The 13275-nt window shown below is 58.8% G+C and carries 12 protein-coding genes; 10 read left to right on the top strand and 2 right to left on the bottom strand.

What is annotated here, in order from left to right:
- Nucleotides 1-145: 145 nt before the first annotated feature.
- Together BN1189_RS01935 and ypfJ are read left to right on the top strand one after the other, a co-directional pair.
- On the top strand, nucleotides 146-994 hold the full coding sequence (locus BN1189_RS01935; RefSeq protein WP_040224967.1) for an STAS domain-containing protein: 849 nt from the start codon (nucleotides 146-148) through the stop codon (nucleotides 992-994).
- A gap of 196 nt (nucleotides 995-1190) precedes the next feature.
- On the top strand, nucleotides 1191-2054 hold the full coding sequence (gene ypfJ / locus BN1189_RS01930; RefSeq protein ID WP_040224966.1) for a KPN_02809 family neutral zinc metallopeptidase: 864 nt from the start codon (nucleotides 1191-1193) through the stop codon (nucleotides 2052-2054).
- Nucleotides 2055-2107: 53 nt separating this feature from the next.
- Here ypfJ and BN1189_RS01925 read toward each other — a convergent pair whose 3' ends face one another.
- Nucleotides 2108-3598, bottom strand: a complete 1491-nt coding sequence (locus tag BN1189_RS01925; RefSeq protein ID WP_040224965.1) for a peptide MFS transporter — start codon at nucleotides 3596-3598, stop codon at nucleotides 2108-2110.
- Between the two features lie 502 nt (nucleotides 3599-4100).
- Here BN1189_RS01925 and BN1189_RS01920 point away from each other — a divergent pair.
- The 8 genes from BN1189_RS01920 (at nucleotide 4101) to BN1189_RS01885 (ending at nucleotide 12746) form a co-directional block, all read left to right on the top strand.
- Nucleotides 4101-5321, top strand: a complete 1221-nt coding sequence (locus BN1189_RS01920) for a carboxylate--amine ligase (protein ID WP_040224964.1) — start codon at nucleotides 4101-4103, stop codon at nucleotides 5319-5321.
- 58 nt (nucleotides 5322-5379) lie between these two features.
- The gene (locus tag BN1189_RS01915; RefSeq protein ID WP_052455573.1) at nucleotides 5380-6420 is read left to right on the top strand and encodes a lipid II:glycine glycyltransferase FemX; all 1041 of its coding nucleotides are present in this window, start codon (nucleotides 5380-5382) and stop codon (nucleotides 6418-6420) included.
- A gap of 238 nt (nucleotides 6421-6658) precedes the next feature.
- Nucleotides 6659-7711 carry a calcium/proton exchanger gene (gene cax / locus BN1189_RS01910; RefSeq protein WP_040224963.1) on the top strand — a complete coding sequence of 351 codons (1053 nt, stop codon included), beginning with the start codon at nucleotides 6659-6661 and terminating at the stop codon, nucleotides 7709-7711.
- A 90-nt stretch (nucleotides 7712-7801) separates the two neighbouring features.
- Complete coding sequence (locus tag BN1189_RS01905) at nucleotides 7802-7957, top strand: Fur-regulated basic protein FbpA (protein ID WP_082194098.1); 156 nt, start codon at nucleotides 7802-7804, stop codon at nucleotides 7955-7957.
- 89 nt (nucleotides 7958-8046) lie between these two features.
- A complete protein-coding gene (locus BN1189_RS01900) occupies nucleotides 8047-9504 on the top strand; it encodes an amidase family protein (RefSeq protein ID WP_040224962.1) in 1458 nt (485 codons plus the stop codon).
- Nucleotides 9505-9564: 60 nt separating this feature from the next.
- Complete coding sequence (locus tag BN1189_RS01895) at nucleotides 9565-10269, top strand: aspartate/glutamate racemase family protein (RefSeq protein ID WP_040224961.1); 705 nt, start codon at nucleotides 9565-9567, stop codon at nucleotides 10267-10269.
- A gap of 228 nt (nucleotides 10270-10497) precedes the next feature.
- Nucleotides 10498-11721, top strand: coding sequence for a DEAD/DEAH box helicase (locus BN1189_RS01890; protein WP_052455572.1), 1224 nt, complete (start codon nucleotides 10498-10500; stop codon nucleotides 11719-11721).
- Entirely contained in the window at nucleotides 11718-12746 is a 1029-nt protein-coding gene (locus BN1189_RS01885) for an SGNH/GDSL hydrolase family protein (protein WP_069201934.1), read from the top strand. The genes BN1189_RS01890 and BN1189_RS01885 overlap by 4 nt, the downstream gene beginning before the upstream one ends.
- A gap of 84 nt (nucleotides 12747-12830) precedes the next feature.
- Here BN1189_RS01885 and BN1189_RS01880 read toward each other — a convergent pair.
- On the bottom strand, nucleotides 12831-13275 hold a 445-nt coding region (locus BN1189_RS01880; RefSeq protein WP_040224960.1), incomplete at its 5' end, for an energy-coupled thiamine transporter ThiT.

The raw sequence follows: 13275 nt of genomic DNA, 5'->3' as shown, positions 1-13275 counted from the left end.
TTCTGGACTTCTTCCCCCGGCGGACACAGTTAAACGGGAGCGCGGCTTTCCAAGCGGCCGTTCTGGTGGTAGACTAATGGAAAAGAAGATGTTAAATGTGCCGGAAGGACATGCAGACCGGCCTTGAAAGGATGCGGTTGGCGCAATGGAACAGATCAATCAGGCATTGTTCGATTTCCTGAAGGGGCATTCCGACCAGATAACGGACGATTGGCTTGCCCTCCGGGAAAAGAAATTCGGCTCCATCTATTCCGCCGATGCGGGAATCCATGCGGAAAACACACTCCGTGAACAGAACCGGATGACAAACCGGACGCTCGCCACCAGCCTGATCGGCGACAAGGAAGCATTCGAATCTCTGAAGAACGAATGGGCCGAGCTGGTCGCCGGAAGTCGGGTCCGCACCGGAACTCCGATCCACGAAGTGCTGGAGGCGGTCGGTTCCGCACGTCTCGTTTTCTGGACGTACGTCGAACGTTTCGTGAGAGAGCACGACGATGAGGTAAAGCGGTCCGATCTCCTGCGATGGAGCGAGGATGTCAATCGGTCGCATGATGATATCGTGTACGCATTCTCCAAAGAATATAATGAACTGATGCAATCCCGGCTGCTGGCCCAGCAGAGCCTAATCGATGAACTCGGCAGTCCGGTCATCAAGATCGACTGCGAGCGGGGCATCCTGCCGCTCGTCGGCGACATCGACACAAGCCGGGCGCAAGTGATCAAGCAATCGGTTCCTCAACGATGCTCCGAGGAAGGGATCGTCGAACTGTTCATCGATTTGTCGGGGGTCTCGATCATCGACACGATGGTTGCCCACCAGCTGTATGAACTGACCCAGATCCTCAGCCTGCTCGGCATCAAGGCGACCGTCACCGGCATCCGCCCGGAAATCGCCCAGACCTCAATTCATTTGGGTCTGAACTTTTCGGGACTGGATACCTACAATTCGCTGCAGCAAGCCCTCCACAGCAGCCCGGTCCCATGGGCCTGATCAAAAAAGCCGCCGTGTGCGGCTTTTTTTCATGCGGCGAGATGGCCGGACGGAAAAAATAACGATCCTCCCGATAAAGATCACGTTCTGCGAGATAAAGATAACACTCCCGGACCCGCTGCGTCTTATTCCGCCAAGAATTTGGGTATAGGTAAACCAGAAGCGTGAAGTGACAGGGCAGGGAGGAACGTTATCCATGAAAACAGGCGGAAGAAGAGGCAGTTCAAATATCGAGGACCGGCGCGGACAAGGACCGCGCGTCGGCGGTCCGATCGCACTCGGCGGCGGCGGGCTCGGAATCATCGGGATCATCTTGTTCTTGCTGCTCGGCGGAGACCCGGGCAGCCTGCTCGGGGATGGCGGGACATCGTCCGGCGTCCAGCAGGGCGGGAGCAGCGGCTACGCCGGAACGGCGCAGGAAGAGGAACTTGCCGACTTCGTCTCGGTCGTCCTGGCCGACACGGAAGAAGTATGGGGCGAGATCTTCGAACAGCAGGGCATGACATATGAAGACCCGACGCTCGTCCTGTACACGGGAAGCGTCCAGTCGGCCTGCGGGCTCAGCAGCGCGGCGGTCGGCCCGTTCTATTGTCCGGGCGACCAGAAGCTTTACATCGATCTCAGTTTCTATAATGAACTGCAGAACCAGTTCGAGGCACCGGGTGATTTCGCGATGGCCTATGTCGTCGCCCATGAAGTCGGCCACCACGTCCAGACGCTTCTCGGCATCAGCGACGAAATGGCAAAAGTGCGCCAGCGGGTGAGCGGGGAAGCGTACAACAAGTATTCGGTCGCGATGGAACTCCAGGCCGATTACCTGGCGGGAGTATGGGCGAAGCACGAGCAGGAAAAAGGCTATCTCGAATCGGGCGACTTTGAAGAAGCGATCCGTGCGGCGAGCGCGGTCGGGGACGATACGATCCAGCGCCGTGCCCGCGGATATGTCGTTCCGGACAGCTTCACCCACGGGACGTCGGAGCAGCGGATGTACTGGTTCAAACGCGGCTATCAGTACGGGGACCTGGACCACGGCGATACGTTCACCGAACTCGGCCTCTGAACGAAAAAACCCGCTGACCGGAAAGACCGGCAGCGGGTTTCTGTTTGGTTTGATCAATTTTTGTCCTGCATGAAACGGACAAGTTTCGGTGCGACGAGGAACAGCAGGATCCCGAGCACGATCGACATGCCGCCGATCGTACCGAAGTAGAGGGTTTCGGTTTCCGGCGTGTTCAGCTTGACGATCTGTGCGTTGATCGCCTGGGCAGCCGCGTTCGACAGGAACCAGAGGCTCATCGTCTGCGCGGAGAAGGCGGCAGGTGCCAGGCGTGTCGTGGCGGCGAGGCCGACCGGCGACAGGCAAAGCTCCCCGATGACGACGAGGAAGTAGCTCAAGACGAGCCAGAGCGGGTTGACGAGCGCATCCGCGCCGCCGAGCTGGCCCGGCAGCAGGATGACGAGGAACGACAAACCGGCAAACAGCAGGCCGAACGAGAACTTCCTTGGAATCGACGGCTGGCGGTCACCGAGCTTCACCCAGAGCCATGCGAACACAGGCGCGAGCGTGATGATGAAGAGCGGGTTCAGCGACTGGAACCAAGCCGGAGAAATATGGAAGCCGAATGCATCCAGGTCGGTCCGCTTGTCCGCAAAGCGGGCGAGGATCGTGGACCCCTGTTCTTGGATCGCCCAGAACATGACCGATGCGATGAACAGCGGAATGTAGGCGAGAAGCCGTGATTGTTCCACGGAAGTTGTTTTCGGACTGCGGTACATGACGACAAAGTAGATGGTCGGAATGACAATCCCAAGCACGCCGACCAGTGCGACGACACCTTCGATTGTGACCCAGCCGTTCGGAACCATGATGGCGAGCGCGATGCCGATGATGACGGCCGCAGCAATCGTGTAAAGGCCCCATTTTTTCTTCTCGGCGGCAGTAAGCGGGTTTGGAACTTGCGTCCCGGCCAGGCCGAGGTTCTTTTTCTTCGTGATGAGGAAGATGACAAGGCCGACGAACATACCAACAGCCGCCACGCCAAATCCCAGGTGGAAACTTTTCTTCATCAGTTCGCCGACGATGAGCGGGGAGATGAAAGCACCGAGGTTGATCCCCATGTAGAAGATGCTGAACCCAGCGTCAAGACGGTTATCGCCTTCCGGATAGATGTCACCGACAATAGTCGAGACGTTCGGCTTCAGAAGGCCGGTACCGATGACGATGAGCACCATCGAGACGAAAAACATCGTGAGGCGTCCCGGCATGGCGAGCGCAATGTGACCGAGCATGATGAACACTCCGCCGAAGAACACGGCGCGCGAAGTGCCGAATACCCGGTCGGCGAGCCAGCCGCCGATGATCCCGGACATATATACGAGAGAACCGTAGATGGACATGATCGAAAGGGCAAGCGGTTCGCTGAGGCCGAGGCCGCCGTTTTTCACTTCGTAATACATATAGAAAACGAGGATGGCCCTCATCCCATAGTAAGAAAAGCGCTCCCAAAACTCAGTGAAGAACAGTGTAAACAGGCCCTTCGGGTGACCGAAGAATCCTCTTTGCGGGACACTTGCCGCAACTTCCTGTTTGGTCAGGCGTGACATTCATGTAACCTCCTTTTAGATTTATTTATGATACCCCTTAACGTTTTCAATTGTCAAAAATAACTTTTACCAATTGATAAATTAAGAATTACCGATAAATTAAGACGAATTATACTATATTTTAAAAACAATAATAATCAGACTTTTATGTTTGAAAAGTGTATTCCGAAACTTCTCCCGGCTAAAATCAAAAAGACCGGGGAAAAGACCGGTCTTACGGCCCGGCAGACAGACCTCAAGTCTATCAATCCCCGCTCAGTATGTTTTCAAACTACCGGGATTACCGGCACCCGCCTTTCGGGCAGGACCCGTTTCAACCGAGTTCGGCCGGACGCCATCAGAACAAATTCCACCCTCCGGGAAAACGGCCGGTGAATCTCCGCCACAGACCCGGTTCCCGCCCGGCGCCTCCTTGACTTGAAAGCCTTGCTGGGATAGACTGGAGGGTGATTTTGCGCGGCCGGATGACCCGGTTTCGTGCGATGAGCGAAGGGGTTAAAACATGCCGAAAATGGACTTTCTGCCGGTCATCCTCGGATCGGACGACAACGCATACGGAATGGCGCGCGCCTTCCATGAGGAGTACGGAATCAGGAGCATCGTGGCGACGAAAGGCCATCTTCTTTCGACGATGCACAGCAAGATCGTCGAAAAGCGGATCTTCGAGCGGTTCGATGAGCCCGATGCCTTCGCCGAAAGCCTTCTTTCGCTGAAGGACGAGCTGCTCGGACGGGCGGACAAGCTGCTTCTGATCGCGAGCAACGAAAACTATGTGGAGCTTGCGGTGCGTGCACGTCCGGTCCTCGAGCCCCATTATATCCTGCCGTTCGTTTCGGAACAGATGATGGACGACATCATCTTCAAGGAAAAGTTCTACTCGATGTGCGAGGAGTACGGACTCGACTACCCGGGCACGGTCATCTTCAAAAAGGGCATGGACCCGCACATGGAGCTGCCGTTCGGCTTCCCGGCCGTCGTCAAGCCGTCGGATTCGATGCGCTATTTCAACGCGCAGTTCGAAGGGAAAAAGAAAGCATATATAGTGGACAGCCGCGAAGAGCTTGTGGACGCGGTCACGAAAATCTACGGCTCCGAGTATGACGGAACCCTCATCATCCAGGATTACATACCGGGCGGCGACGAGACGATGTACGTGCTGAACGCCTACTGCGACCGGAACGGCAAGGTCCGCATGATGTGCCTCGGCCATGTCGTTCTCGAAGACCCGACGCCGATCTTGATCGGCAACTACGTCGGCATCATCGGGGATTCCGACCGGAAGCTCTATGACCAGTACAAGCGGTTCCTTGAAGCGATCGGCTTTACGGGCTTTGCGAACATCGACCTGAAGTACGACCGCCGGGACGGCAAGTTCAAGATATTCGAACTCAACATCCGCCAGGGCCGGAGCAGCTTTTTCGTGACGGCCAACGGCTACAACATGGCCAAGTATCTCGTCGAAGACCGGGTCTACCACCGGGACAACCCCGTCGTCTACGGGGACAATGAAGTCCTCTGGCACGGGATCCCGCTGAAGATCCTCGTTCAATACACGACGGATCCTAAACTGAAGGCCCAGGTGCGACGGCTCATCAAGGAAGGCAAGACCGCCTCGACGCTCTACTACGACAAGGACATGAGCCTCATCCGGAGGTTCAAGCTATATTCTTACTATAAGACCTACCATCAGCGGTTTGCGCAGTACTTCAAACCGGAAGCATGATCCCGCCCTCCCGTGACGGCGGGATCATTTGCGGATGGGAACTGGAGGTATTCAAGCGGTGCCGATTTTAGATCAGACAGACAAGGAAATGACGGAGCGGTACGAACGGTTCGTATCCGGCTCGCCGCACCGTGCACTCACCCAGGACATGCAGTGGTCGCACGTGAAGGACGACTGGGGCAATGCGCAGGTATATGTGGAGCGCGACGGTGAAATCGCGGCGGCGATGTCGCTCCTCATCAAGAAAGTGCCGGGCGGCTTCTCGCTCCTCTACGCGCCGCGAGGACCGGTGTGCGACGTAACGGACAAGCAGCTGCTCGCCGAACTGATCGCGGAAGCGGACAAGGTGGCGAAGCAACACAAGGCGTTCGCACTGAAGTTCGATCCGGAGGTCCGCTATTCGGAAGAGCTCGAACGACAGCTCGCCGGGATGGGCTTCAAGGTGCGCAACCGGGATGAGGAGAAGGAAGCGCTCATCCAGCCGCGCATGAACATGATCCTTTACTTCGACGACTGCGACGAGGAATCGATCATGATGAAGTTCTCGAAGAAGTGCCGGAACATCATCCGCGGCGCCGTGAAAAAAGGCGTGACGGTGAGCTGGGGAGACGATGACCGGTACCTCGAGGACTTCTACCGGATCTACCGGACGATGGCCGAGCGCAACGAGATCACGACCCGCTCAATCGGCTACTTCAAAAAAATGCGCGAGGCGTTCGGCAAGGATCTGCGGATCTACATCGCCGAGCATGAAGGCGACCAGCTCGCCGCGGGCCTCACGATCAACTACGGCGGCAAGATGTACTATCTGTACGCCGGCAGCACGAATGAAAAGCGCAACCTGAACCCGAACCACCTCATGAACTACGAGATGATCAAATGGGGCATCTCGGAAGGCGCCGAACAGTACGACTTCGGCGGTGTGTTCGAACTGAGCCCGAAAGACGGCCTGTACCTCTTCAAGAAAAGCTTCTGCGACAAAGACGGCCACACCGAGTACATCGGCGAAATCGACAAAGTCTACAAGCCGTTCCTGTACTCCCTGTTCGTCAACGTCGTCCCGAAACTGCAGAAACTGAAGAAAAAACTGAGAAGATGAACGGGCGGAGCCCCGGGAAGGAATTGAAATTTCCTTTCCGGGGCGTTTTTGTGCCCGGGCTGGGGGGGATAAAGCTCGCCCGGTCCAAGACCAGCCGGCCGGTTTGCCACCAGGCGTGCACGGATCAAATCCCGAAGAAAAGATCCGGGCACCGCTTCCTCCTCATTTCCATGTTAAGCCGGCCGCTCCGAAGGGTATCTTCTTAACAGCAGGAAGTCAGCGAACGGAGGGTTGCGGTTTGAACAGAGTCTTTACAATCATCGTCTTCATCGGCGTTCCGCTCGTCATCGCCGGATCATTTCTTCATTGGTCGAGCCTGATCATGTTCATGCTGTGCTGCGTGAGCATCATCGGGCTGTCGGCGATCATGGGCCGGGCGACGGAATCGCTCGCCATCGTGTCAGGACCGCGGATCGGCGGTCTCCTCAATGCGACGTTCGGGAACGCGGTCGAATTGATCATTTCCATTTTCTCTTTGAAGGCCGGGCTCGTCGGGATCGTTCTGGCGTCTTTGACCGGTTCCGTCATCGGGAACTTGCTGCTTGTCCTCGGGCTGTCCTTTTTCCTCGGGGGCCTGAAGCACAAGCGGCAGAACTTCAGCCTGGTCGACGCACGCTATAATGCCGGACTGCTCGTGTTCGCCATCGTCGTCGCGTTCATGATCCCGGAGATCTTCTCCCAGGGGATGGGTGAACGGGGAACCATCCGGCTCAGCATCGGCATCTCCATCATCATGATCGCCCTCTATCTGGCCGGGCTGTTCTTCAAGCTCGTCACGCACCGGGGGTTCTTCGCCGGTTCGGACAAGGCGGACGCGGAAGAAGAAGTGCCGGAATGGACGAAGGGCAAGTCGATCATCGTCCTGCTCGTGGCCACGCTCGCCGTGGCATTCGTCTCCGAAAACCTGGTGCATACGTTCGAAGACATCGGGGCCCGCTTCGGCTGGTCCGAACTCTTCATCGGGGTGATCATCGTCGCCATCGTCGGGAACGCGGCGGAGCACGCATCCGCTCTGATGATGGCATTCAAGAACAAGATGGACGTATCCGTCGAGATCGCGGTCGGATCGACGCTGCAGGTCGCCATGTTCGTCGCGCCTGCCCTCGTCCTCGTCTCTTTGCTCATGCCGGAGCAGATGCCGCTCGTCTTCACGGTGCCGGAGCTTGTCGCGATGGCCACAGCGGCGCTTCTGACGATCATGATCTCGATCGACGGAGAGTCCAACTGGTTCGAGGGGCTCACCCTGCTCGCCGCCTATCTCATCATGGGCATCGGCTTTTATTTCCTCTGATCGCCCCGGTCCGGAACTTCCGCGGTTTCATTTCCGTCCAATGAGGGAATGAATACAACGGGATCACTAGACAACAAGGAGCAATCAACTATGAGAGACATACATGAAGGCCCGATGGATGAGAAAAAGCAGGTCATCATCGACCGGCTCGTCGACGAAGGGGTATTCAAGATTGAGGGAAAGCAGCTATATGAACTTCCCATTTACGCACTGATCAAGGAATATACAGAACGGAACACCCAGTAACCGATTGCCGCCTGGCGGGACCCGAGTCCTGCCGGCCGGCATTTTTAGATGAATGAGCATCCAAACCAACGGCGAGGCGGGGATCGAGAATGAACAACGGAAGACTGGACAAGCTCAGAAGAGAATGGCTGCCCGAAGCGACCATCCGGGCGATGCAGGAGAAAATGGATGCGGGGGAAGTGACGTCCGAGGAGATTGTCTCGATGTACCTCGCGGAGATTTCGGAGACGGACCGCAACATCAACTCGGTCCTGGAAATCAATCCAGACGCGATGCAGATCGCCCGGATGCTGGATTTCGAGCGCCGCACAAGCGGCATCCGCTCCCCGCTCCACGGGATTCCGGTCCTGCTGAAGGACAATATGGATACGGGCGACAAGATGCATACGAGCGCGGGGTCGCTGGCACTGAAGGATCATTATGCGGCGGAGGATGCCTTCCTTGTCCGCCGGCTGAGGGGAGCGGGCGCCGCCATCCTCGGGAAGACGAACATGACCGAGTGGGCGAATTTCATGTCGGACAAGATGACGAACGGCTGGAGCTCGCGCGGCGGCCAGGTGAAAAGTCCGTACGGCCCGATTGACGTCGGCGGATCCAGTTCGGGGGCCGCAGCCGCGGTTTCGGCGAACCTGGCAGCGGCTTCGATCGGGACCGAAACGAGCGGGTCGATCATCGAGCCGGCTTCGCAGAACAGCCTCGTCGGCATCAAGCCGACGGTCGGCGCCATCAGCCGGACAGGCGTCATTCCGCTGTCGGTCACGCAGGACACGCCCGGTCCGCTCGCACGGACCGTCGAAGATGCGCTGGCCGTTTTCCTCGGGATGATCGGCCGGGATCCCGCAGACCCCGTGACCGCGCTGAGTGCCGTCTGGGGAGAGCAGGACTGGGAATCGGTGCTCGACCGGAACGCGCTGAACGGCGTGCGCCTCGGCGTCGCCCGGAATATCTTCGAACGGGAGGCGGACACCGGGCGCAACCGGCTGTTCGACCGGGCGCTCGATCAATTGCGCGAATGCGGAGCGGAGATCGTGGATGACATCGACCTCGGTGTGATGGAGGACGATCTTGGCTACGACGTGCTCCTGCACGAGTTCAAGGCGGCCCTCAACGCTTATCTCGGCCGGACGTCCCCGGATAACCCGATCCGGACCTTGTCCGATGTGATGGATTTCAACGAGGAGCATCCGGAAGAGACCCTCCGGTTCGGACAGAACCTGTTTGAAGAGTCGGAACGCACGTCCGGCGGGCTCACGGAGCGCGCATATCTCGAGGCGCTCGAGCGGAACCGCCACCTGGCGGGGGAGATTGCGCTTGAATCCGCGTTCCGCAAATACCGCATCAGCGCACTCGTCTTCCCGAAAAGCCACGGGTCGAGTTTCGGGTCGGCCGCCGGCTATCCGGGCGTGGCCGTCCCGTCCGGCCAAGAGGAAGGCGGGGAGCCGTTCGGCATCACGTTTTACGGCCGGGCATTTTCGGAGCCCCGGCTCATCGGCTACGCTTATGCCTACGAACAGAAGGTTTCCGGCCGTGTGCCTCCGGAGCTGTGAAGTATTGTGTTATAATGATGAATTGAAATTTGAATTCGGAACATCAAAGGATTGGACATCATGAAGAAAAAGACATTGGGCATCCTCGGCGGCGTCGGCCCGCTCGCCACGATGTATATCGGCGAGATGGTCGTCCGGCGGACAGATGCCGTCCGCGATCAGGATCACCTGAACATGGTCATCACGAACAATACGGATATCCCGGACCGGACCGAATTCATCCTCGACCGGACGAAAGCGGATCCGGTGCCGCCCATCATCGCGGACACGAAGCGGCTGGCAACGGCGGGTGCGGAGCTGATCGTCATCCCGTGCAATACGGCCCATACCTTTTACCGGGAGATCGCGGCCGCCTCTCCCGTCCCCGTGCTGAACATGATCGAGGAGACCGTCACGCAGGCGGAAAGGGAAGGTGCCCGGACTCTCGGAATCCTGGCGACCGACGGGACGATTGCATCCGGCGTCTATCAGGATGCATGCCGGAGGGCCGGCATGGAACCCGTGATCCCGGAATCCGCCATTCAGCAAGATGTCATGACGGTCATCTATGATCAGATCAAGGCCGGCCGGCCGGCGGACCCGGCGACATGGGAACGGATCGACCGGCATATGGCCGGCAGGGGATGCGACCGCATCGTCCTCGGCTGCACCGAGCTGTCGGTGGTCAAGCGGGAACTCTCGCTCGGCACCCGCTACCTGGACTCGCTGAGGGTCATTGCCGAAGCCGCCATCACCGCCTGCGGCCACCGGCTGAAAGAAGAATAAGCGCAGACGGAAACGACCGGGACTTTGAAAATCCGGTCGTTTTTTTCGAGGTTGTTTTGGATTGAATGTAGTCAAAATCGGCTTTATTCAAGCGGACGGAAAGGGAAGCGATGGAGCCCGGAGGAATCAGAATTCACGGACCAATTGCCAACTGCGGGCCCGCAGTGAGAAGAACGCCCCGTCTGTGCTAAAATGGAATCATCAAGCAATCGAAACGGGGAATGACAGATGAGCTTTCTGGAACGACTGGAGCCGGAACTGAAGGAAAAATGGACATTCGAAGAAGAGATGCCGATCCAGACGCAGATGATCCCGGCGATGCTCGACGGCCGGGACGTCGTGGCGGAATCCCCGACCGGGTCCGGCAAGACGCTGGCCTACGTGATTCCGCTTCTCATGCTCGTGGACGGCAGTGCGAACAAGACGGAAGCACTCATCATGGCGCCTTCCCAGGAGCTGTGCATGCAGATCGTCGAAGTCTTCCGCGAATGGACGGCCGGGATGGATATTACGGTGACCCAGCTCATCGGCGGCGCCAACAAACAGCGCCAGATCGAAAAACTGAAAAAGAAGCCGACAATCGTCGTCGGGACACCCGGCCGCATCTGGGAACTTGCAAATGACCGGAAGCTGAAAATGCACGACATCCGGCACATCATCCTCGATGAAGGAGACCAGCTGCTCGGCCGGGAACACCGGTCCGACGTCAAGTCGCTCATCGGTTCCGCTTCGCCGGATTGCCGGGTGGCCGTCGTGTCGGCCACTGTGACGGACGAGATCCGCCTCGTTGCGGAGCGGTTCATGGACGAGCCTGTCCACATCCGGGTGGCTGCGGACGAAATGCCGGCCCAGGGGCATGTGGTCCATTCGTTCGTGAAAGTGGAAGAACGCGACAAGACCGATCTCATCCGCCGGCTGTCCCATCAGGAGAATATCCATGCGCTCGCCTTCATCAACAATACCGACCAGCTGCTCATGAAAGAGTCCAAGCTGAAATTCGACGACGCACCGGTCGCCGTCCTCCACTCCGGAATGAACAAAATGGAACGGAAGCAGGCGCTCGACGATTTCAGAAACGGCAAGGTCCGCATCCTCATTGCAACGGACGTGGCGGCGCGGGGCCTGGACATCACCGGCCTGACTCATGTGATCCATATCGATGTCCCGCGCACGGCCGAGCAGTATACGCACCGCTCCGGGCGGACGGGCCGCGCGGGTGCAGACGGAGAAGTGCTGGCGTTCATCTCCTATCCCGATGAGAAGACATACCGGAAACTGACCCGGGAACTGCCGGGCAAGCCGGTGCAGAAGACCTGGCATAAAGGATCGCTCGTGGAAGGCTCAGCCAAGACGGTTTCGGCCGGACAGCCGAAAACCCGTCCGTCCGGGTCTACGGGCGGCCGCAAACCCGCGGGCGGAAACGCGAAAGGGAAACGGAGCGGACGCCGATGAAGAAGTTGGCAGCGGCAATGCTGGCGCTGTTCCTGTTTCTTCCGCCTGCAACGAATGCCCAGGCGGCGGGACCCGTCGTCTACGTGGCGCTCGGGGATTCCCTCGCCGCCGGACAGACGCCGCACCGGGCGATCGACGCCGGCTACGCAGACCTCATTGCGCTGAAGCTGAAGCGGTATGCGGGCCTCGCCTTTTATTCGAAAGACTTGAGCTTCCCGGGCTTCACGACCACTCAGGTCCTCGACCGCGTCCGTTCAGAGGAAGCGCAGGACCTGCTCGGCCGGGCGAATCTGATCACGATTTCGGCCGGCGCCAACGACCTGCTCGGCCTCATCCGGCATGACGCGGCGAACGGCACGCTCGCATTTGACCAGATCCCTGCGGATTACGCACTGAACAGCGTCCGGAAAAACATGGCCTCCATCCTCGCCGAGCTGAAGATGAGGGCACCTCGCGCCAATGTTTACGTGATGGGCTACTACTTCCCGTACCCGCATGTCCGGAAGGAAATGAAAGCGGGCACCCGCAGGCAGCTCGACCGGCTGAACGCCATCCTGAAGCGGGAATCGGAAGCCGCGGGAGCCATCTTCGTCCCCGTCGCCGACCGGTTTGAAGGGCAGGCCGCACAGCTCATCCCGAACCCGGCGGATGTCCACCCGTCGATGGAAGGCTACCGCCGCATGGCCAACGCCTTCTTCGATGCGTCGCCGTACCGGATGAACGTCCTCGGGTGGGAAGTTCCGCAGCCGGCGCCGATTTCCTTTGAAGAACTGTCCAGGCAGACGGAAGACAGATCAGCCGGAACGGGCCGCCAAGCCTCGGCGGAGCGCCCGTCCGATGACCCCCGATACAGCAAGGCAGCCGGCGTCCACGCCATCCTGCCCGAAACCTCCGGAGACCCGGAGGTTTTTCTTTGCCTTGATGTTGATAAGCGGGCGGGGGGCGTGCCTTCGAATCGCACGAACGCGCCTTTGAAAATCCTGCGGACGAGAACGCTACCGCGAAACCGCCTCACGCGCCTTTGAAAATCCGAGGACAATCCCACATCAAAAAACCCGCCACGCGGGCGGGTGTCCAACTGAATGGAGTGGCGGGTTTAGACCGGCCGGTCAGCGGGCAGACTGGAGTCTGAGGTTCTCCCGCTTCAGCAGTCGCGGTGCGGTCGAGAACAGGAATCCGTTGACGGCGGCGGTCAGAATGATTGACGGGATCATATAGCCGGCGTTGTAGGCGATCGAGTACCACCAGACGTTTTCGCCGAGGTCGAGCGCCGTCGCTCCGAAGAAGACGACGCCCGACAGGACATGGGCGGCGTAGCGGAGGATGCCGCCGAGCACCGTGCCTCCGGCGATTGCCCAGATCATCGTCGTCTTCCGGCCCTTTTCCGCGGCCGAAACGACGAGCGGGCGGAAGAGCGCCGCGAAGCCGACGACCATGTAAGCGCCGAAGTAATCGAGGAAGCCCTGGACCGGATGGATAATATAGGCGCCGGCAAATGTCTGGAGCCCGCCGAGGATGAGTCCGGTAAGGAGCCCGCCGCCGAGGCCCCAGCGG

The organism is Bhargavaea cecembensis (assembly GCF_000826125.2).
Lineage (GTDB): Bacteria > Bacillota > Bacilli > Bacillales_A > Planococcaceae > Bhargavaea > Bhargavaea cecembensis_B.
This window is presented reverse-complemented; position numbering and strand designations above follow the sequence as displayed.